19 protein-coding genes are annotated in these 21,134 nt (G+C 68.3%); 13 read left to right on the plus strand and 6 right to left on the minus strand.

Features of this window, described 5'->3' with window-relative positions; genetic code table 11:
- The first annotated feature begins 68 nt into the window (after window positions 1-68).
- Both Q9Q79_RS18005 and Q9Q79_RS18010 read left to right on the plus strand, forming a co-directional pair.
- Window positions 69-569 carry a PH domain-containing protein gene (locus tag Q9Q79_RS18005; RefSeq protein ID WP_005411183.1) on the plus strand — a complete coding sequence of 167 codons (501 nt, stop codon included), beginning with the start codon at window positions 69-71 and terminating at the stop codon, window positions 567-569.
- Window positions 566-2,104 (plus strand): PH domain-containing protein, encoded by a 1,539-nt coding sequence (locus Q9Q79_RS18010; RefSeq protein ID WP_099484464.1) that lies wholly within the window; start codon window positions 566-568, stop codon window positions 2,102-2,104. The genes Q9Q79_RS18005 and Q9Q79_RS18010 overlap by 4 nt, the downstream gene beginning before the upstream one ends.
- A 114-nt stretch (window positions 2,105-2,218) precedes the next feature.
- On the opposite strand, the gene Q9Q79_RS18015 is transcribed toward Q9Q79_RS18010, so the two are convergent.
- The gene (locus Q9Q79_RS18015; RefSeq protein ID WP_012481363.1) at window positions 2,219-3,277 is read right to left on the minus strand and encodes a CDP-glycerol glycerophosphotransferase family protein; all 1,059 of its coding nucleotides are present in this window, start codon (window positions 3,275-3,277) and stop codon (window positions 2,219-2,221) included.
- On the opposite strand from Q9Q79_RS18015, the gene Q9Q79_RS18020 reads away from it, so the two are divergent.
- Together Q9Q79_RS18020 and Q9Q79_RS18025 are read left to right on the plus strand one after the other, a co-directional pair.
- The gene (locus tag Q9Q79_RS18020; RefSeq protein ID WP_065183214.1) at window positions 3,276-4,094 is read left to right on the plus strand and encodes a glycosyltransferase family 2 protein; all 819 of its coding nucleotides are present in this window, start codon (window positions 3,276-3,278) and stop codon (window positions 4,092-4,094) included. The genes Q9Q79_RS18015 and Q9Q79_RS18020 overlap by 2 nt on opposite strands.
- 43 nt (window positions 4,095-4,137) lie before the next feature.
- Window positions 4,138-5,259, plus strand: a complete 1,122-nt coding sequence (locus tag Q9Q79_RS18025; RefSeq protein WP_065183215.1) for a glycosyltransferase family 4 protein — start codon at window positions 4,138-4,140, stop codon at window positions 5,257-5,259.
- Here the strand turns inward: Q9Q79_RS18025 and Q9Q79_RS18030 are convergent.
- The 5 genes from Q9Q79_RS18030 to def form a co-directional block, all read right to left on the minus strand.
- Window positions 5,232-6,506 carry an O-antigen ligase family protein gene (locus Q9Q79_RS18030; protein ID WP_219625281.1) on the minus strand — a complete coding sequence of 425 codons (1,275 nt, stop codon included), beginning with the start codon at window positions 6,504-6,506 and terminating at the stop codon, window positions 5,232-5,234. The genes Q9Q79_RS18025 and Q9Q79_RS18030 overlap by 28 nt on opposite strands.
- Window positions 6,507-6,638: 132 nt before the next feature.
- Window positions 6,639-8,360: a glycosyltransferase family 39 protein gene (locus tag Q9Q79_RS18035; RefSeq protein ID WP_201863718.1), complete on the minus strand. Its 1,722-nt coding sequence runs from the start codon at window positions 8,358-8,360 to the stop codon at window positions 6,639-6,641.
- A 24-nt stretch (window positions 8,361-8,384) separates the two neighbouring features.
- Window positions 8,385-9,716, minus strand: a complete 1,332-nt coding sequence (gene rsmB / locus Q9Q79_RS18040; RefSeq protein ID WP_059035547.1) for a 16S rRNA (cytosine(967)-C(5))-methyltransferase RsmB — start codon at window positions 9,714-9,716, stop codon at window positions 8,385-8,387.
- A gap of 3 nt (window positions 9,717-9,719) precedes the next feature.
- A complete protein-coding gene (gene fmt / locus Q9Q79_RS18045) occupies window positions 9,720-10,643 on the minus strand; it encodes a methionyl-tRNA formyltransferase (protein WP_088431957.1) in 924 nt (307 codons plus the stop codon).
- Between the two features lie 120 nt (window positions 10,644-10,763).
- The gene (def, locus tag Q9Q79_RS18050; protein WP_005411192.1) at window positions 10,764-11,276 is read right to left on the minus strand and encodes a peptide deformylase; all 513 of its coding nucleotides are present in this window, start codon (window positions 11,274-11,276) and stop codon (window positions 10,764-10,766) included.
- Between the two features lie 126 nt (window positions 11,277-11,402).
- On the opposite strand from def, the gene Q9Q79_RS18055 reads away from it, so the two are divergent.
- From Q9Q79_RS18055 to Q9Q79_RS18095, 9 genes are all read left to right on the plus strand, one after another.
- Entirely contained in the window at window positions 11,403-12,536 is a 1,134-nt protein-coding gene (locus Q9Q79_RS18055) for a LysM peptidoglycan-binding domain-containing protein (RefSeq protein ID WP_005414604.1), read from the plus strand.
- Between the two features lie 167 nt (window positions 12,537-12,703).
- Entirely contained in the window at window positions 12,704-13,831 is a 1,128-nt protein-coding gene (dprA, locus tag Q9Q79_RS18060; RefSeq protein ID WP_012481368.1) for a DNA-processing protein DprA, read from the plus strand.
- 43 nt (window positions 13,832-13,874) lie between these two features.
- Window positions 13,875-14,348: a DUF494 family protein gene (locus Q9Q79_RS18065; protein ID WP_005411195.1), complete on the plus strand. Its 474-nt coding sequence runs from the start codon at window positions 13,875-13,877 to the stop codon at window positions 14,346-14,348.
- A gap of 39 nt (window positions 14,349-14,387) precedes the next feature.
- On the plus strand, window positions 14,388-15,152 hold the full coding sequence (locus Q9Q79_RS18070; RefSeq protein ID WP_111150225.1) for a pilin: 765 nt from the start codon (window positions 14,388-14,390) through the stop codon (window positions 15,150-15,152).
- A 49-nt stretch (window positions 15,153-15,201) separates the two neighbouring features.
- A complete protein-coding gene (locus Q9Q79_RS18075; protein ID WP_005411197.1) occupies window positions 15,202-16,134 on the plus strand; it encodes an RDD family protein in 933 nt (310 codons plus the stop codon).
- 193 nt (window positions 16,135-16,327) lie between these two features.
- Window positions 16,328-18,820 carry a DNA topoisomerase I gene (locus Q9Q79_RS18080; RefSeq protein ID WP_201863716.1) on the plus strand — a complete coding sequence of 831 codons (2,493 nt, stop codon included), beginning with the start codon at window positions 16,328-16,330 and terminating at the stop codon, window positions 18,818-18,820.
- Window positions 18,821-18,949: 129 nt separating this feature from the next.
- Window positions 18,950-19,540: a Sua5/YciO/YrdC/YwlC family protein gene (locus tag Q9Q79_RS18085; RefSeq protein WP_005411199.1), complete on the plus strand. Its 591-nt coding sequence runs from the start codon at window positions 18,950-18,952 to the stop codon at window positions 19,538-19,540.
- A gap of 43 nt (window positions 19,541-19,583) precedes the next feature.
- The gene (locus Q9Q79_RS18090) at window positions 19,584-20,273 is read left to right on the plus strand and encodes a DUF4124 domain-containing protein (RefSeq protein WP_043034572.1); all 690 of its coding nucleotides are present in this window, start codon (window positions 19,584-19,586) and stop codon (window positions 20,271-20,273) included.
- Between the two features lie 22 nt (window positions 20,274-20,295).
- A complete protein-coding gene (locus tag Q9Q79_RS18095; RefSeq protein ID WP_005411201.1) occupies window positions 20,296-21,042 on the plus strand; it encodes a hypothetical protein in 747 nt (248 codons plus the stop codon).
- Window positions 21,043-21,134 lie beyond the last annotated feature (92 nt).

Raw genomic sequence — 21,134 nt, forward strand, 5'->3', positions numbered from 1 at the left:
GACCTGCTACCGTCTGCGCGGTGCGGCCACGGCCGCTACCGCCCGCCCTGCTGCCTGACGGAGCCCGCGTGACCGACGCCACGATTCCTGCACCACCCGCCACCGACTGGCAGTCACTGCCGCAACGCGCAGCCCGCCTGGCCGCACTGGAAGGTGCCTTTGGCGGCCTGTTCGTCCCGGGCCTGCCACTGGCGGCGGCGGCGTGGTTCTTCGATCTGCCCGGTGGCCTGTGGACCGCTGCAGCCGGGCTGCTGATGGGTGTGGCTTTTGGTGCGTGGCTGGGCCGTCGACGCCTGGTCCGCACCCGTTGGCGGCTGGACGCACAGGGCCTGGGCCTGCGCCGCGACCTCATGTGGCAGCTGGAAACGCGCATCCCGCTTTCGCGAGTGCAGCATCTCGATCTGCGCCGGGGCCCGCTGGAGCGCCGTGCCGGCCTGGCCACGCTGATCGTGCACACCGCAGGCACCCGCATGAGCGCGGTGACCGTGAGCGGCCTGGACGAGGCGGATGCCGAGCGCCTGCGCGACACCCTGTCCCACCAGCTCGACCAGGACGCCGACGCCCTGTGAGCCTGCCGCCGCCCCTGCCTGCACCGCTGCCCGCCGGTACCGAGGACCACCGCCTGCACCCGTGGTCGTGGCTGTTCGTGCTGCTGATGCAGCTGCGCCACTACTTCCTGCCACTGGTCGCGCTGCTGGTGTTCGGCCAGCGCGGCGACCGCGATCCGATGTGGGCGCAGCTGATTCCGCTGACGGCAATTGCCGCCCTGGTCCTGGTGTCGGTGCTGCAGTACCTCAGCTACCGCTACCGCATCGGCAGCGATGCGATCACCGTGCGCAGTGGCCTGTTGGCGCGCAACCGCCGCGAGATCCCGTTCGCCCGCATCCACAACGTGGAAGTGCGGCAGAACCCGCTGCACCGCCTGTTCGGCGTGGCCGAGCTGCGCCTGGAATCGGCCGGCGGTGTGCGCCCTGAAGCGGAGATGCGGGTGCTGAAGCTGGACCAGGCACTGGCGCTGGAACGGCTGGTCCGCCAGCGCGGGCAGGCGCCGCAGGCCAACGACGCCGTCGATGCGCCGCCCATTGCCGACGTCGACAGCGAACGCGTACTGCTGCGACTGTCCAGCTGGGACGTGGTGCGCATGGGACTGCTCTCCAACCGCGGCTGGGCACTGGCAGTGGCCGCGTTCGGCGTCCTGTTCCAGACAGTGCCGCGGCCGGTGATGGACGATGCCATCCAGCGCGGCGGCCGCGAGGCCTTCGGCTATGCCAGCCACCTGCATCCCGGCGTGACCGGCGCGTTGCTGCTGGCGGCGGCGGCCCTGCTGCTGGGCTGGCTGGCGCTGCGCGTGCTGTCAGTGGTGCTGACCCTGTTGCGTTACCACGGCTTCACCCTCGTCGAGCAGGACCGCCGCCTGACGGTGTCGGCCGGGATGCTCAGCCGCACCCGCAGCAGCGTGGCACGTCGCCGCATCCAGGCCTGGACGCTGCGCGAAGGCACCCTGCAGCGCTGGTTCGGGCTGCGCCAGCTGCGCATCGACAGTGCCGCCGGTGGCCCTTCGCGTGATGAGGACCGCGCCCTGCGCGAACTGGCGCCGCTGGCAACCCGCGAGCATTGCACGCAACTGGTGCAGCACCTGCTCCCCCAGCTGCACTGGCCACCGGCGCAATGGCAGTCCATCCCGCAGCGTGGCTGGTGGCGGCTGTGCCTGGGCGCGCTGCTGCTGGTGCCGCTGCTGGCCGCCGCCGCGTACTGGCGCTGGGGCCCATGGGGCCTGGTCGTGCTGGCCTGGCTGCCGGTCGCGTTGTTGGTCGCACACCGGCAGATGGCACGCATGGGCTGGTATCTGGACGAGCACTATGTGGCCGTGCGCGGCGGCTGGTGGAAACGCTGGTGGCGCTGGGCCGAGCTGGACAAGGTGCAGGGCCTGCGCCTGCAGCGTTCACCGCTGGACAAGGTGCTGGGCACCAGCAGCCTGCAACTGGACACCGCCGGTGCGCATGGCGACGTGGCACTCACCCTGCACCATCTGCCGCAGGCACAGGCACAGCAGGCGATGGATCAACTGGCGGCCACGCTGGCGCGGCGCAAACTGCGCTGGTGATGCGGGGTCGGATCCCGGCCTGAATCGGGTCGTGCCGGCCGCTGGCCGGCAACTGCACATCCCCCGGTTTGCCGGCCAGCGGCCGGCACGACCGCGAGCAGGGTCAGCGAGGCATCATCGCTGCGAGGGGCCCCAATAGCCCAGGTCCCTTCGGATCTGCAGATCGCGCACCCAGCTGCCGAGAGGCTTGCGGCGCAGCGCACCCATTTCACCGGACAGGAAATCCTCGGTGGCCGCGATTACCCGCTCGCTGGACAGGCCGTCGCGGTACGGATGGATGGCATCGGCGTAACGCACGATTTCCGCCTGCAGCGCGGCATCCGGATGCAGCGCGCGCTGCAGCATCGCCGGCAGCTGTGCCGGGTCGTCGAAATCAATCATGTGCGGCTTCGGCACGCGGTTGCGGAAGGTCACCACCGGCTTGTGCTGGACGATGAACTCCGAAACGATCGACGAGGTGTCCGACACCAGCACATCGGCGGCGCGCTGCGCGGCCATCACCTGCTCCGGCTCGATGAAGCGGGCATTGGCACCGGCCAGCGCGCGGTAGCGCTCGAACAGTTCCGGCGGACATTTGGGATGCAGGGTCAGCAGCCAGTAGCGCCCACCGGCAGCGATATCGGCGGCGATCTGCGCATGCAGGTGCGGTGCCGCACTCAGCCGCTCGGTGAAGGTGGAACCAAACAGGATCACCGGGCGATCGCCGGCCGGCGCGCGCAGTGCGGCGCTCTCGCCACCGTCATCGCGGAACAGCGGGTCCAGCTTCGGCCAGCCGGTCTCGGCCACCGCGAAATGGCCCTGCTGGGCCGCGATCTCGCGGAACGGTGTGGTGGTGGCCGGCCCCTGCGTGCAGTACAGGTCGAACATGCCGCGCACCCGGAAGTGGCCGCGCGCGCTGTCGCGCTTTTCCACATTGAAGCCATGGAACAGCTGCACCTTGGCCCCCGAAAGGAAGGTCGGCACCCAGTTCGCCGCGCTGAACACCGCCCGCGGGCGCATTGCCAGGGCCTGCTTCAGGCCGACGTTGGCCACCCCCGGCAGGCTGCTGCCGGCCGCGCCGCCTTCGAACCAGGCCGCAACCTCCTGCCCGGACGCGTGCAACGCCTGCGCCAACGGGGCGAGAATAGGCAGCGCATAGCGCTCCGTCGCAAACAACAGGTACCCGGCCATCATGTCCTCCACGACCGCTCCCATCGAACGGCCTCGCATCACGGCGTGCATTATCGCGTTCAACGAGGCCGGGCGCATCGGCGACTGCCTGGCCTCGCTGGCCTTCTGCGATGAGATCGTGGTGGTGGACTCGCAGTCCACCGATGCGACCGTGGCCATCGCCGAGGCTGCCGGTGCCCGCGTGCTGCAGCGTCGGTTCGAGGGCTTCCGCAGCCAGAAGGCGTTCTGCGTCGAGCAGGCCAGCCACGACTGGGTACTGTGCCTGGATGCCGACGAGCGCATCAGCCCCGAGCTGCGTGCGGCCATCGAACAGGCCCGTGACGGCGGCTTCGCCGGCCACGCCGGCTACCGCTTCGCCCGCCTGTCTGAGTACTTTGGCAGGTTCCTGCGCCACGGCAATGCCTACCCGGACCGGGTGATGCGCCTGTTCGACCGCCGCCAGGGCGGCTGGCGCGGCAAGCGCGAGATCCACGAGGCGGCCAGCGTCGACGGCAGCGTCGGCACCCTGCGCGGCGATCTCATCCACTATCCCTATCGATCGTTGCAGCAGCAGCTGGCCAAGACCGAGAAGTATGCGCGGATGATGGCCGAGCACGAGTTCGCGCGTGGCAAGCGCGCCACGCTGGGCAAGCTGGTGCTGGCCCCGGCCTGGCGGTTCTGGCGTGGCTTCCTGTTCCGCGGCGGCTTCCGCGACGGCTGGCACGGCCTGGTCTATGCCTATGTGCGTGCCAACTACGTACGGCAGAAGACCATCATGCTGTGGATGCTGGGCAACGGCCAGGCGGTGGCCGATCCTCCAGCCCCTGTGGAACGGCCCTGAGCCGGCTGTGTCACACTTGCCGCGCGTTGCCTGAAGATCCCCCATGAAAATCCTGTACACCAACTTCCACTATGGCGACGGTGGCGGCCACACCACGTACATCGTGTCCCTGGCGCGCGCCCTGCATGGCCAGCACACGGTCCATGTCGCAGCCCCCGCCGACAGCCGCCTGCTGCGCACGGTGGCCGAGGAAGGAATCGCCACCCCGCTGCCGATGGCCTTTGGCAGCGGCCTGCCGACCTTGCCACGACAACTGGCCGAACAGCATGCGCTGCGCCGGCTGGTGCGGGACGAGGGCATCGACCTGGTCCACGTCAACGGTGCGCGTGATCACCGCTTCGTGATGCAGGGACTGCTCGGCATGCGCCGCCCGCCGATCATCCTGACCAAGCACAACAGCAAGCCCACCCGTACGCTTGGCAATGCCTTCAGGGCCCGCTGGGCCACCGACCGCGTGATTGCGGTTTCGGCACACACCGGGCGCCTGCTGGAGCAGGGCCCGTACCGGCGCTGCCCGATCGATGTGGTCCGCAACGGCGTCGACCTGGACCGCTTCGCGCCGCTGCCGGCCGACGCCGGCCAGGCAATGCGGCAGCAATGGACGCAGGATCCGGATGCGCTGCTGCTGGTCAGCAACGCCGGCACCGATGACTACAAGGGCTGGATCGACCTTGCGCAGGCCATTGCCCTGCTCCCCGACGCGATCCGGCCGCACGTACACATGGCGGTCGCAGGTCACCTGCCCAACGCGCAGCAACGCGCGCAGGTGCAGGCCCTCGGCGATGTCGCCGCGCAGGTCCACTTCACCGGACTGCTGGCCGATACGCGCCCACTGATCGCCGCCGGCGATGTCGGCTTCGTGCTGTCCAACGACATCGAGACAATTTCCTTCGCCTGCCGCGAAATGATGGCCAGCGCCAGGCCGATGCTGGTCAGCGACTACGCGGGGCTGCCGGAAAACATCGAGCAGGGAGTCGACGGCTGGGTCGTGCCCACCCGCAACGTGGCCGCCATCGCCGCACAGGTGCAGGCAATGTATGAACAACGCCAGGCGCTGCCGGCGATGGGCATGGCCGCCCGCCGCCATGCAGAGCGTGAGTTCGGCCTGCAGACCTTCGCCGGGGCGACCCTGGCCAGCTACGAAGCGGTGCTGGCCTCAGCCTGATCTGACCGGCGCGGCTCGGACAGGGCCAGCAGCAGGGCAACCCAGGCGGCATAGAACGAGGCGGTCCGCATGTCACGCAGCATCATTTCGGTAACCCCGAAGACGGCGAATGCCACGCAGATGCTCAACCCTGCCGCGGCATGCAACCGCGACCGTTCGTCGCCACGCCACAGGCGTGGCACGAACACCAGCGCCGGGGCCACGTACACCAGCACCAGGCCAAGCCCCCCCAGCACGCCGTAGGTGGCCAGGAAATACAGCAGGTCGTTGTGGGTCTCGCCGAAATCACGCGCGACCATCGCCGACACCTTTCCCTGTCCGGCAAGTCGTTCCAGTTCCTGGCGGAAGCGGTCGCCACCACCGACACCGAACACCGGCTGCTCGCGGATCATGTAGCCAGCCGCGGTCCACAACTGAAGGCGGATGCAGACCGAGGTATCTGCCAGGTGGTCGGCACTGCAATCGCCATACTCGCTCACGCCCGCATCGATGCGATCGCGCAACGCACCATCATGGGTGGCGACGATGCCGACGCCGGCCGCGAGTACCAGGCCCAGCAGGATCTTCATCCGGCCAAGCCGGCGCCCCATCACCAGCAGGCCGATCAGCAGGAAGCAGGGAATCGCCAGCAGGCCACCGCGGGTCTGCGTCCACAGGAATGCGACCAGGCCAAGGATGCCGGTCAGCAGCTTCAGCGTGGCTTCGATGCGGGTGAAACGGGTTACCGGCAGGCCCAGCGACATCAGGCTCAGCACACCGAACAACAGGGTCAGGTCGCCGTAGGTCACCGCATTGAACTGCTGGGTGGCAGGCCGCACGCCGGTCTCCAGCGCCAACCAGCCAATGATGGCTGCTGCCGACCACACCGCAGGCAGGGTGCCCAGCATCGCCCGCGCAAGGATCCTGCGCGGCACCCGCAGCGCGGCGAACAGGATCAGCAGCATCGACAACAGGCGTGCGGCCTTTTCGACCTCCGATCCCTTCCAGATGCCATGCACGCCCAGGCTGATCAGCACGCCGACCAGCATCACGCCCATGCCGATGCCCATCCATGCATAGCGCCGGGCGGAACCGGGCAGCAGGCGCGGAGCGGCCGAGGGCAACAGCAGCAGGACGATCGACAGCAGGATCGCCAGGTAGAACCCCGCGCTGCCGCCCTCCATGGTGATCATCAGCAGCGTCGGCAACGCCCCCAGCACCACGGCGTAGGCGCCGGCCAGGAAGCCCGTCGTGCGGGAAGTAGGCAAGGAAAGCGGAGTCACGTGGTGCGGTCGGCAGGTCGATGGCGATAGACCGGCACGGTGCCGGGAGCGGCCCTCATTCTAGGACAGAGCAGGCCGCTGGTTGACGCAGACTGGCCATGTCCGTCGCTCATTCGTTCAGTCCGCATCCGGTGGCCCCTGCAGCCGGTACTCGCGCTCGAGCTCCTTCAGGTCAGGCACGCAGGCCCCGGACACCGCCCTGGCGGGAACCAGCCACCAGCGACGGCGGTTGGATATGCCGGCCATCTGCGCCTGCGAACGATCAATGCACTCCTGCATGGCATCGTCATTCACCAGCAACCAGCGATGCCGGGGGGACAAGCGCTGCCAGCGCACGGCCGCCTGCAGCTGTTCATGCCAGCGGTTCTCGAATCCAAAGGTCGCCGCGCGGCGGTCCGCCATCAGCAGATTCTGTTCCTTCCAGGCCACCAGTCCCAGTTCCGCGCCTGGCCCGAGACGCGCGCCGACGTCACGCATCAGACCACGCGCAGAGCTTGAATCATTCAGCAACGGGTAGCCGAACAGGCCGTAAAGCACCCAGGCCACGGCCAGGGTCGATAGCAGCGCCAGATGGCTTCGACGCCAGCCGGTCACCACCAGGCTCAAGCCACCCCAGAGCCCCATCGCCAGGATCGTCCACGCCAGTGCATCGGTCGCGCCCGGCGGCAATCCGCGTCCATGGGCAAGGTTCACCTCGAAGCGCGGATCACCCAGCAACGCGAGCGCCCCGACCAGGCTCAATCCCAGTGCCAGCAACGCGGCAAACCCTCCCAGCACGCGCTGCACATCGCGCCGCTTCAGCAGCCCGGGCAGCAGCGGCGCCAGCGCCAGGCAGAACATCGGCAGCGCCGGCAGGATGTAGACATCGCGCTTGCCCTGGGGAATCGAGAAGAACAGCACGACCAGCAACCACCAGGCCAGCGGCAGCAGGTAGCGAGGGTCACGTCGGCGCAGGCGCCTGCGCCATGCGGGAATCGCCCATGGCAGCACCAGGAACGCCGGGATCCACATCGACGGCATCACGCCGAAAAAGTACCACCACGGCTGGTGATGGTCCCAGGACTGCGTGTAGCGGCGGGCCGTCTGCCGCACCAGGATGTCGTTGATGTAGCCGCGGTACTCGTCCGACCCGGTGCCCAGCGCGGCCAGCAGCATCGGCGCCAGCCACAGCGATACCGCCAGCAGGAAGGCCAGCGGTGCCAGCCAGAAGCGGCCATCGCGCGCGTGCAGGGAAACACGGGGCCACTGCAGGGCTGCAGCGATGGCCGCCGGCACGATCATCAGCAGCGCCAGCATGCCTACGCCCTTGGTGATCACCCCGATACCGGCGAAGAACCAGCCCAGCCACCACCAGCGCCAGGCCGGGCCCAGCAGCAGGTGGCGCAGCAGGCCATAGTTGGCCAGGGTGATGAACAGCACCAGCAGCGGATCGATCTGCGCCTTCTTCGCCTGGAAGGTGAACTGCAGCGCGAACAGCAGTGCCCACCCCGCGCAGAGCCCGACCTGCCGCGTCCACAGCCGGCGCCCCAGATCGACCACGCACCACAGCGTGCCCAATGCGGCCAGCAGCGAGGGCAGCAGGAAGGCCACGCGCCAGTGGCCAACCAGGCCATACAGCGAGGCCTGCCACCACATCAGCATCGGCGGCTTGTCCGAATACAGCTCGGTACCGCGATGCGGGAACAACCAGTAACCGCTGTCGACCATCTGCCTGGCCACCAGCGCGAAGCGTGGTTCGTCAGAGGGCCACGGATCGCGGAGACCGAGACCGGCCCCCAGCACCAGCAGGGCCACCACCACGAACAACCACGTCTGGCGCGACGCGTGGGTCTTCAGCATGGGACTCGAAACGGCAGCGGGGGGTCAGGCTGCTTTTATCAGACGCGCGTAGAAGAAACCGTCAGCATCGTTGTCACCAGGCAGTCGCTGGCGTGCCACGCCTTCGCAATCCACGCCGAACGCATCGCCCAGCGGCTGCGCCACCGCGTCCGGATGCCACTTCAGGAACGCACGCACCTGATCGATGTTCTCGGCGCGCAGGATCGAGCAGGTGGCGTACAGCAACACGCCGCCGGGGCGCAGCATCGACCAGCAGGCTTCCAGCAGGCGCGCCTGCACGCCCACCAGCGCATCGACGTCCTCGGCGCGACGGTGGAACATCACATCCGGCTGGCGGCGGATCACGCCCGTGGCCGAACATGGCGCATCCAGCAGGATCGCGTCGAACGGCACGCCGTCCCACCACGAACCGGGATCGCTGGCATCGGCGACCAGGGTCTGCGCATGCTCGCCCACACCGGTGCGGGTGTAAGTGTCACGTGCACGGGCCAGACGGCGCGCGTCGATATCCAGCGCCAGCAGGCGCAGGCTCGGGTCACGCTCCAGCAGATGCGCCGATTTGCCGCCGGGTGCCGCGCAGGCATCCAGCACGCGGGCACCGGTCGCGGGTGCCAGCGCATCGGCCGCGCATTGCGCCGACAGGTCCTGCACCGACAGTGCACCATCGCCGAAGCCCGGCAGCTGGTTCACGGCAACGGGGGTCGCCAGGCGCAACGCATCGGCGCACAGTGCAGTGGCTTCAGCGGCAATGCCGGCCTCGGCCAGCGTCGCCAGGGCCTTGTCGCGACCGCCGTGCTGGCGGTTGGCACGCAGCCACAAGGGCGCGGGTTGCAGGCTGGCGCTGAAGATCGCTTCGGCCTGCGCCGGCCAGTCGCGTTCGATCGCATCAGCCAACCATTCCGGGAAGGCGTCGCGCGCAGGCTGCTCGGGGAACCCCTCGCGCTGGGCGCGGCGCAGGATCGCGTTGACCAGGCCTGCCTGGCGCTCACGGCCCAGCGCGCGCGCCGCATCGACCGTAGCCGAAAGCGCTGCGTGCGCAGGCAGTTCGAGCACGTCCAGCTGGGCGAAACCGACCATCAGCAGCGTGCGCAGGTCGGCATCGCGCGCCGACAGCGGCTTCTGCATCCAGGCCTGCAAGGCCGCGTCATAGGTGCTGCGACGGCGCAGCACAGCGAAACACAGGGCTTCCAGCAGCGCGCGGTCGCGGCTGTCGGCCAGCTTCGGCAGCGCCCAGGCCAGTTCGGCCTTCAGCGAACGGCCACGGGTGAACACCTGTGCCAGCACGCGTGCGGCCAGCATGCGCGTGGCCGCGCCCGGTGCCGCCTTGGCGACGGAGAAATCGTTCTGCTTGGACACCGCTTATGCCCCCACGCGCAGGTCGCGGCGAGCGTTGAGGTAATCGGCAGCGGTGATCGCCTTGCCGCCTTCACGCTGCAGCACGCGCAGGCGCAGCGCGCCCTGGCCACAGGCAATGTCGATGCCGTCGCGGCCGGCGGCCAGCACGGTGCCCGGCGCCTGTCCGTGGTCTGCCTCCAGTGCCACCGCACCATGGATGCGCACGCGTTCGCCAGCCAGCGTTGCCTCGGCGATCGGCCACGGATTGAACGCGCGCACGGTACGCGCCAGCGCGTCGGCGTCCTGCGCCCAGTCCAGCCTGGCTTCGGCCTTGTCCAGCTTGTGCGCGTACGTCACGCCCTGTTCCGGCTGCGGTCGCGCGATCGGCTTGATGCCCGCGCGCAGCAGGCCCAGGCCATCGGACAACACCTGGGCACCAAGCTCGGCCAGCTTGTCGTGCAGCTGGCCGCCGGTATCGGTGGCGGCGATCGGCAGCTCCTGGTGCAGCAGCACCGGGCCGGTATCCAGGCCAGCCTCCATCTGCATCAGGCACACCCCGGTCTTCGCGTCACCAGCCTGGATCGCACGCTGGATCGGCGCAGCGCCGCGCCAGCGCGGCAGCAGCGAGGCATGCACGTTCCAGCAACCATGGGTCGGGATGGCCAGTACTGCCTTGGGCAGGATCAGGCCATAGGCCACCACCACCATCAGGTCCGGCTGCAGGTCGCGCAACTGCTGCTGGGCGGCCGCGTCCTTCAGCGACCCCGGCTGGTAGACCGGAATGCCACGGGCCACGGCTTCGAGCTTGACCGGCGAAGGCGCCAGGCCACGGCCTCGGCCGGCCGGGCGATCAGGCTGGGTATAGACGGCCACGACCTCATGGTGGCGCGCAGCCGCGCGCAGCGACGACACCGCGAATTCCGGCGTACCGGCAAAGACAATCCTCATGGCTACCCCACTTGCAGGATGGATTCGTGCAGGAAAGAAAACGGCGCCGTCGGCCGGCGCCGTAGAGCCCGCGCGAGCCGCGCAGGCACGGGCCACCCGAAGGGTGGCCCGGATTGGCGATCACGCCACGTGCTTGCGCTGCTTGGCCAGCTTCTTGCGCACCATCTCGCGCTTGAGCGGCGACAGATAGTCGATGAACAGCTTGCCGTCCAAGTGATCCATCTCGTGCTGGATGCAGGTGGCCAGCACGTCACCAGCCTCCATCTGCTGTTCCTGGCCGTTGCGGTCCAGGTACTTCACGGTGATGGTGTCGGCACGGGTCACGTCGGCGAAGATGCCCGGAACCGACAGGCAGCCCTCCTGGTACACCCGGCCCCCGTCCTTGGCGACGATTTCCGGATTGATGAACACATGCGGTTCATTCTTTTCTTCGCTGACGTCGATGACCATGAAGCGCTTGTGCACGTCCACCTGGGTGGCGGCCAGGCCGATGCCCGGGGCGTCGTACATGGTCAGGAACATGTTGTCGATCAGTTCCTGGAAGGCCGGCGTGGTGACTTCGGCAGCTTCGATCAACGCGGCCTTGGTACGCAGGCGCGGATCGGGGAACTCGAGAATGGGGAGAAGGGCCATGGCTGTTTCCGGATAGGGGGCCGGCACGCCGGCATACGTCGCAGATTCTAGCTCCAACGCTTGCCTTGCGCCCCGGTTTCTGGACTATAGTGCGCGAACCTGTTGGGGAATCAGGGCTTCACACCTATGTTGCTTCGTTTTCGTACGGTCGTCGCCGCGGCGATGCTGACCGTGGCTGCCTATGCTACCGCCGTGGAAGTGAATGGCGGGCACCCGGACACCTATGTGGTCCGAAAAGGGGATACGTTGTGGGATATCGCCGCACGTTTCCTGCAGAAGCCGTGGCTGTGGCCGGAGATCTGGCAGGCCAATCCGCAGATCGCCAATCCGCACCTGATCTATCCCGGTGACGTCCTGAGCCTGGCCTACCTGGACCGGGTGACCGTGGCGGCCCGGCCCGGCCCACGCCAGGAGGCCCCGATCGACGCCATTCCGCTGGCCCAGGTCGAGCCGTTCCTGAAGCAGCTGAGCGTGGTCGACAGCATCGAGCAGCTGCCCTACGTGGCCGGCCTGGAAGAGGAACGCCTGCGCGCCACCAGCGGCCACGCCGTCTATGTGCGCCTGGCCGACGCCCAGGTAGGCCAGCGCTGGGCGGTTGTCCGCCCGACCGTGCGCTACGCCCAGCCCAAGCCGACCGAGGACCTGACCGCCAACGGCGACGTCACCCCGGGCAGCGGCAACCTGTGGCGCGCCTACAGCGCACCCAACCACCGCCGCGGCGTGCTCGGCTATGAGCTGGCCCAGGTCGCCACCGGCACCATCACCCATGTCGCCGGAGGCAAGGTCGAGGCGTCCACCCTGGTGCTGGACAAGAACGAAGGCGGCCGTGAGGTGCGTGCCGGCGACCGCCTGGTGCCGATCGAGGCCAGGCCGTACGACCTGCAGTTCGTGCCCCATGTCCCCGCCGCAGGCGTCGAGGGCGTCGACGTACGCGTGCTGGCCGTCACCGACATGTTCACCGCCGGCGGCCCCCGCGACGTGATCGCGATCTCGGCTGGTCGCACGCAGGGCGTGGACAATGGAACCGTGTTCTCGCTGTGGCGCCCGGGCCGCCATGTGGCGCACCGCATGAAGTACCCGAACTCGTCGCGCACGGACGATTCGCTCAGCACCGGCGCCGGCCGGGTCTCGCTGCCGGACGAGTACGCGGCGCATGCCATGGTGTTCCGCACCTTTGACAATGTCAGCTACGCGCTGGTGATGCAGGGCGTGAAGCCGGTGCGCGTGGGGTACAACGCGCTGCACCCGGACGCGCGGTAGAGTCGACTGTTAGTGGACTGCTCTTCACCGCCCCCCCGAAATCGCCCGCGCTGCGCGCGGTAGTCGACTGACAGTCGACTCTACAGGGGCGGTCTCCGGCAAAGCCTGACAGCCACATGCGAAGGCGCCCTAGGGCGCCTTTGTTGCATGCGCTCGATAGTGGGGGAATGACCAAGCAAGCTGATGAGGCGCTGCTGCGCCTGGTGATGGCAGGCGGCGCGCTGGCGCCACGGCGGTCCCTGCTGCAGGCCGCGGGCAGCGCGCAGACCGCGATCGCGCAGGGCGCCGCGAACTGGCGCGCGCACGGTTGCACGCCAGAGCAGTGCGCTGCACTGGAACACCCCGACGCCCGCGCCTGGACCGTGGCACGGCACTGGCTGGAAGACGACGACCACCATCTGTTGTCCTTCGCCGATGCGGCCTTTCCGCCGCCCCTGCTGGACGTCCCGAACCCGCCACTGGCGCTGTTCGTGGCGGGCGATCCGAGCCTGGCCTGGCGCCCCTCGGTGGCGCTGGTCGGCAGCCGCTCGCCAACCCCGGGAGGACGCGCGCTGGCCGCGCGCTTTGCCGGCTGCTTCGTCGAGGCCGGACTGGCCGTAACCAGTGGCCTGGCGGCCGGCATCGACGCGGCCGCCCATCTGGCCACACTGGAGGCAGGCGGCTGCACCGTGGCGGTGATCGGGACCGGCCCTGATCGGGCCTATCCGGACAGCCACCAACGGTTGCAGGGGCGGATCGCCGCCGAGGGCGCGGTGCTCAGCGAGTACCTGCCCGGCACACCGGCACGCCCGGGCCACTTCCCCGCGCGCAACCGCCTGGTAGCCGGGCTGGCGCTGGCGACGGTGGTGGTCGAGGCCGCGCAACGCTCCGGCGCCCTGATCACCGCACGGCTGGCTGCCGAGGCGGGCCGTGAAGTCTGTGCCCTGCCCGGCTCGGTACTCAACCCACGCGCAGCGGGCTGCCACCGGCTGATCCGTGAAGGGGCCGCACTGGTCGAGCGCCCCGAGGAAGTGCTGGAACTGCTGGCCCCTGCCCTTCGCCAGCAGCTGCCGGGCTTGCAATCACGGCTGGGCACCCCCACTGAACAGGCACCGCCGGCGCTCCTGCCGGCGCGCTGGGCCGACGACCCTGACTACCAGTGCTTGTGGCGGGCCCTGGACCACGACCCAAGCAGTATGGATTCACTGATCACACGCTGTGGATTGACGGCGCCCCAGGTGTCCTCCATGCTGCTGGCCATGGAACTGGCGGGAATCGTGGTGTGCGTACACGGCCGCTACTGTCGAACTCCCTAGTTTCTTCACCTCCACAGCGTCGCGCGACGCAGGCCGAGGGGCAATGAAAGAGAGCATCCTGGACGTACTGCTGTACCTGTTTGAACACTATTTCAGCGAAGACGCGGACCTGATCCGTGACCGCGATTCGCTCCAGAACGGCCTGATCCAGGCCGGTTTCAGCCCAACCGAAATCAACAAGGCGTTCGACTGGCTCGACGCCCTGGCCGCGCAGCGGCCGAGCGTGGCCCAGGCACGGGTCGACGGCCCCGTGCGCGTCTACCACGGCCCCGAGCTGGACAAGCTGGACGTGGAATGCCGCGGCTTCCTGCTGTACCTGGAACAGCACGGCATCCTCGACGCCGACCAGCGCGAACTGGTGCTGGACCGGGCGATGGCTCTGGACCAGGACGAACTGGACCTGGACGACCTGAAATGGGTCGTACTGATGGTGCTGTTCAACCAGCCTGGCTCCGAAGCGGCCTATGCCTGGATGGAGACGCAGATGTTCATGGACGAGCCAGAACCCCTGCACTGACCGTACACTTGGGGGCATAGCGCATTCAGGAGCGTCCCCGTGAGCGAGTGGTTCCATGCAGAAGGCAACCGGCAGCAAGGTCCGCTGCCGGCGGAACAATTGGTCGAGCTGTTCCGCAACAACCAGATCACCCTGGACACCCTGGTGTGGCGCGACGGACTGCCGCAATGGCAGCCGTTGCGCACCGTCGTGGACGAACTCGGCCTGATCGTGCCGGCGCTGGACGCCGCCGTACCGCCGGTCGAACCCGAACCCGAACCGGAACCGGAACCCGTCGCACCGCCTCCGCCGCAGCCACCGGTACTGCCGGCGTCCACGCCCTACGCCGCCAGTGCATCGGCCACCGTCCTGCCGGCACCGAAAAAGAAGCTGTCCGGCTGTGCGCTGACCGCCATCATCGGTGGTGCCCTGTTGCTGGTACTGGTCCCGATCGTGGCCATCCTGGCCGCCATCGCGCTGCCGGCCTACAACGACTACACCGTGCGCAGCAAAGTCGCCGGCGCCGTGGCCGCGCTGCAGCCGCTGAAGGACCAGGTGCAGCATTTCGCCGATGACGAAGGCCGCTGCCCGGGTGCCAATGACGCCGGCTTCCCGGCCCCGGGCGACTTCGCCAACGCGGGCCTGTCGGCGGTGAACATCGGCCGCTTCAACAACGGTCACTGCGGCATCGAAGCAACGCTGGCGGTACCAGGCAAGGGCATCGACGGCGACCTGCTGTGGCTGGAATACGATCGCGACAGCGGCCGCTGGGAATGCAGTGGCGAAAGCAACGACAAGTACCTGCCGCCGACGTGCCGCGGCTGAGCCACGCGCACGCCAGCACCTCCAAGGATGATTCAACAGGGAACATGCAATGACTGAGTGGTACTACGCCGAAGGACAGCAACGCCAGGGCCCGCTGCCGGTCCAGGAGATCCGCCAGCGCTTCCAGCGCGGCCAGTTGAACCTGGACACCCTTGTCTGGCGCGAGGGCATGGCCCAGTGGGCTGCACTGCGCCAGGTGGTCGACGAGCTCGGCCTGCAGACGCTGGCCGATGCCAGTACGGCCACCAGCAGCGGCGGGTTCGACCTGCGCAGCGACTATGCCGCCATCGATAGCGGCACCGCACCGTTGCCCGGCACCGGCGCGCTCAGCAGCTCGCCATACAGCGCTCCAGCCGCCGTCGGCAGCGGTGGCCACGCACAACCTGTGGTGGGCGGTGAAGTGGTCTACGCAGGCTTCTGGAAGCGCGTGGCGGCCTACATGATCGACTACTTCGTGCTGGTCATCCCCGGCAGCATCATCGGGGCCATCCTCGGTGCGATCCTGGGCGCCAGCATGGGCGCGGTGGGCAGTGGCGAATCAGCCATCGAGATCGTGGCCCAGCTGGCCAGTGCCCTGATCAACCTCTGCATCGGCATGGCGTACTACACCTGGTTCCATGCCTCGAAGGGCGGCGCCACGCTGGGCAAGATGGCGGTCGGCATCAAGGTCGTCCGCGGCAACGGCGAGCGCCTGACCAAGGCCCGCGCGTTCGGTCGTTACTGGGCCATGCTGCTGAGCAGCTTCACCCTCGGCATCGGCTTCCTGATGGCGGCCTTCACCGAACGCAAGCAGGGCCTGCACGACATGATCTGCGACACTCTGGTGGTTGACCGCTGGGCCTACACCGACCAGCCCCACCTGCAGCGCCGCGAGCTGGGCACCGTCACCGTGCTGGTACTGGTGTTGACGGCGGTACTGTCGCTGGTGGGCCTGGCGCTGCTGGTGTTCGCGGTCGGCTTCATCGCCAAGATGGCCTCCTGAACGGCCATCCTCACGGCTGGCTGCTTGACACGGGCTGGCCGGGCGTGATTCCTCTAATAAGGTGAAACCTGAACGCCCGGCACATTACCGGGCGTTCAGTTTATGGATTTGCGCGTGGCCGCTTCACTAATGCGGCCATTTGCTCCACCCTAGCGGCCCCTTCCCCACGGTTCGCCCCACAGACCCTGCTGCCATGCCCAAGCACCTGCTCATCGTCGAATCGCCGGCCAAGGCCAAGACGATCAACAAATACCTCGGCAAGGACTACACCGTCCTGGCCTCGTATGGGCATGTGCGTGACCTGATTCCGAAGGAAGGCGCGGTCGACCCGGACAACGGGTTCGCCATGCACTATGACGTGATCGACAAGAACGAGAAGCACGTCGACGCGATCGCCAAGGCCGCCAAGGGCGCCGACGACATCCTGCTGGCGACCGACCCGGATCGCGAGGGTGAAGCGATCAGCTGGCATATCGCCGAGATCCTGAAGGAACGCGGGCTGGTCAAGGACAAGCCGATGCAGCGCGTGGTGTTCACCGAGATCACCCCGCGCGCCATCAAGGAAGCCATCAGCCAGCCGCGCGCGATCGCCAGCGACCTGGTCGATGCCCAGCAGGCGCGCCGCGCGCTGGATTACCTGGTCGGTTTCAACCTGTCGCCGGTGCTGTGGCGCAAGGTCCAGCGCGGCCTGTCCGCCGGCCGCGTGCAGAGCCCGGCGCTGCGCATGATCGTCGAGCGCGAGGAAGAGATCGAAGCCTTCATCGCCCGCGAGTACTGGTCGATCGCCGCCGAGTGCGCGCACCCGTCGCAGCACTTCAACGCCAAGCTGATCAAGCTGGACGGGCAGAAGTTCGAGCAGTTCACCATCACCGATGGCGACACCGCTGAAGCGGCGCGGATGCGCATCCAGCAGGCCGCGCAGGGCTCGCTGCACGTCACCGACGTGGCCAGCAAGGAGCGCAAGCGCCGCCCGGCGCCGCCGTTCACCACCTCCACCCTGCAGCAGGAAGCCTCGCGCAAGCTCGGCTTCACCACCCGCAAGACCATGCAGGTGGCGCAGAAGCTGTATGAAGGCGTGGCGATTGGTGACGAAGGCACCGTCGGCCTGATCTCGTACATGCGTACCGACTCGGTGAACCTGTCGCAGGATGCGCTGGCCGAGATCCGCGACGTGATCGCCCGTGATTACGGCATCGCCTCGCTGCCCGACCAGCCCAACACCTACCAGACCAAGTCGAAGAACGCCCAGGAGGCGCACGAAGCGGTGCGCCCGACCTCGGCCCTGCGCACCCCGGCCCAGGTCGCCCGCTTCCTCACCGACGACGAGCGCCGCCTGTACGAACTGATCTGGAAGCGTGCAGTGGCCTGCCAGATGATTCCGGCCACGCTCAACACGGTCAGCGTCGACCTTTCGGCCGGCAGCGAGCACGTGTTCCGTGCCAGCGGCACCACCGTGGTCGTGCCCGGCTTCCTGGCCGTGTACGAGGAAGGCAAGGACAACAAGAGTGCCGAGGACGAGGACGAAGGCCGCAAGCTGCCGGCGATGAAGCCCGGCGACCGCGTGCCGCTGGAACGCATCCAGGCCGAACAGCATTTCACCCAGCCGCCGCCGCGCTACACCGAAGCGGCGCTGGTGAAGGCGCTGGAAGAGTACGGCATCGGCCGTCCCTCGACCTACGCCTCGATCATCCAGACCCTGTTGTTCCGCAAGTACGTGGAAATGGAAGGGCGCAGCTTCCGCCCGTCCGATGTGGGGCGCGCGGTGTCCAAGTTCCTGTCCAGCCACTTCACCCAGTACGTGGATTACGACTTCACCGCCAAGCTTGAAGACGAGCTCGATGCCGTCTCGCGTGGCGAAGAAGACTGGATCCCGCTGATGTCGCGCTTCTGGGAACCGTTCAAGGAACTGGTCGAAGACAAGAAGGAATCGGTCGACCGCGCCGAGGCCAGTGGCGCGCGCGAGCTCGGCACCGACCCCAAGACCGGCAAGCCGGTCAGCGTGCGGTTGGGCCGTTTCGGGCCCTATGCCGCCATCGGCAGCACTGCCGAAGATGCCGAGGAGAAGCCGAAGTTCGCTTCGCTGCGCCCCGGCCAGTCGATGCACACCATTTCCCTGGAAGACGCGCTGGAGCTGTTCCTGATGCCGCGCGCACTGGGCGAGGACAACGGCGAGCCGGTCAGCGTCGGCATCGGCCGCTTCGGCCCGTTCGCCAAGCGCGGCAGCACCTATGCGTCGCTGAAGAAGGAGGACGACCCGTACACCATCGACCTGGCCCGCGCCGTGTTCCTGATCGAAGAGAAGGAAGAGATCGCGCGCAACCGGATCATCAAGGAGTTCGAGGGCAGCGACATCCAGGTGTTGAACGGCCGCTTCGGCCCGTACATCAGCGACGGCAGGATGAACGGCAAGATCCCCAAGGATCGCGAACCGGCGTCGCTGACCCTGGCTGAAGTGCAGCAGTTGATGGAAGAAACCGGCAAGCCGGTGCGCAAGGGCTTCGGTGCCAAGAAGGCCGCCGCGAAGAAAGCCCCGGCCAAGAAGGCGGCAGTGAAGAAGGAAGCGGCGCCGAAGAAGGCCGCTGCAAAGAAAGCGCCTGCCAAGAAGGCCGCGGTCAAGAAAGCAGTAAAGAAGGCCGCCGCGAAGAAGGCCCCGGCGAAGAAGGCCGCCAAGAAGGCCGCGAAGTAACTCCACGCCATACGTGGATGAGGGGTAGTGCCGGCCGCTGGCCGGCAACCCCAGAAGCATCAGATGCCGGCCAGCGGCCGGCACTACCGGGTGCCAGGGTCCACCCCTTCTGCACGCAGCAGGGGGATAATGAAGGCCCACGCCGGGCCGGTCGCCGCCATGAAAGAACTCACCCTGGACTCTGCTGTCGCCACGCTCCGCGCGGGCGGCGTGATCGCCTACCCGACCGAAGCGGTCTGGGGCCTGGGCTGTGACCCTTCGCACGAGGCGGCGGTGCACATGGTGCTGCGACTGAAACAACGCCCGATCGAAAAAGGCATGATTCTGGTCGCGGCCGATCTGGCGCAGCTGGAAGGCTGGGTGCGCCTGCAGGCCCTGCCGGACGCACGCCAGCGCGCGGTGCTGGCCAGCTGGCCCGGCGCCAACACCTGGATCCTGCCGGCCGGACCCCGTGCCCAGCCGTGGGTCACCGGGGAGCACAGCGGCATCGCCGTGCGCATCAGCGCCCACCCGCTGGTGGCCGAACTCTGCCGTGCCTGGGGAGGCCCGCTGGTCTCCACCAGCGCCAACCTGGCCGGCGAACCACCGGCGCGCCGCCGCGAAGAACTGGATCCACGCCTGCTGCGCCTGCTTGATGGCATCCTGGATGGCGAAACCGGCGGCCTGGCTCAGCCCACCCCGATCCGCGACGCGCTCAGCGGCAACGTGCTGCGCTCCTGAGCGGCCGATTGCGCTGCCCCGGACAATCGCGCACCCTGCCGTCATGAACCTGCTGCGCACCGCTTTGGGCCTGTGCCTGCTGCTGCCATCGACGGCACCGGCGGCCGAGGATGTGCGGGTCTACCGCTGCGTCGCCAGCAACGGCGCCGTGGCCCTGCAGGACAGGCCCTGCAACAGCGGCCGCCAGGAAGTCCGCGACCTGCAGCGCCCGCGCGATCCAGCGCCGCGGGTGGTGCGCAGCGATGCGCCGCCCGCACCGCCGGACGAATCTCCGGTGATGCGTGACCGCGAGGTCCGCCACGTCTACATCCAGCCGCCCCAGCCGCTTTACGAATGCGTGCGCGACGATGGCCAGCGCTATACCAGCGACAGCAACGAGGGCAATCCGCGTTGGGTGCCGTTGTGGACCAGCGTCTGGCTGCCACACGGGCATCGGGGCCCATCGTACCCGGGTCCGCGCCCGGCCATCGGCACACCGATCGGTCCGCCCGTCGGCGAGGGCCCCGGTTACCGGCCGCCCGCCGTCGGCGTAGGCGTGCAGGTCCCGGCCGGCAGCGTGCTGGTGCGCGACAGCTGCCACGCGCTGCCGCCACAGGAGGTCTGTGCGCGCCTGCGCGACCGCCGCTGGGAACTGGACCGTCGCTACAACAGCGCATTGCAGAGCGAGCGCACCGCCATCAACAACGAACAGCGTGGCATCGACGCGCGCCTGTCACGCGACTGCCAGCGTTGAGCGCAGCCTGTACGCTGTGAGCATGAACAGACTGATCTGGTTGCTTCTGGCGCTGCTGCCCGGAAGCGCGTTGGCCGAAGAGGGCGTGATCTACCGCTGTACCTCCAGCAGTAGTGACGTCCCTACCCTGCAGCGCACGCCGTGCCCCACCGGCAGCAAGCAGCAGGTGCTGCGCGTGCCCGGCCCGGCCAACCCGCAGCCGGCTGCCGCTGCACCTGTGGCTGCGGAACCTGCACCCGCCCCCGTCGAAACACCCGCGCCGGTGCCGGCCGGACCGGCCGTTGCCCCTGCGGCCCCAGCGAAACCACGACGCGCGGACGAAGGACGCACCATCATGGAAGCGGGAATGGTTGAACGCGAAGGTGCCAACCAGATTCTCGACAGTGCGACCCTGCGCCGTGATGCCGATGCCCGTGCCGAAGCAGGCAACGGTCCACCGAAGCCGCCGCTTCCCCCGATCTTCCAGTGCACCGACGGACAGGGCGGTGGTTATCTGCACGAGTACGAGGCATCACCTGGTCGCTGCGAACCGATGACGGTGCAGGGCCTGGGCGGGGTCACGCCGATGAACGCGGCCGGCTGCGAAGTCGTACGCGACCGCTGCGAGGAACTTCCCGAAGCACAGCGATGCGGAAGCTGGCAGCAGCGCTTCCGCGATGCCCGCGGCCGTGAACGCTTCGCCGCACCGGAAAACCGCGATACCGCGCGCGGTGAACGCGAGCGGCTGCAGGCGGTGTTGGAGGCCAGCAACTGCCCGGTACCGGGGTGACCGCCACCCGGTAGTGCCGGCCGCTGGCCGGCAACCACAGGATCTTCAGATGAATGCAGTTGCCGGCCAGCGGCCGGCACTACCCGCTGAAA

The organism is Stenotrophomonas sp. a6 (assembly GCF_030913325.1).
Lineage (GTDB): Bacteria > Pseudomonadota > Gammaproteobacteria > Xanthomonadales > Xanthomonadaceae > Stenotrophomonas > Stenotrophomonas maltophilia.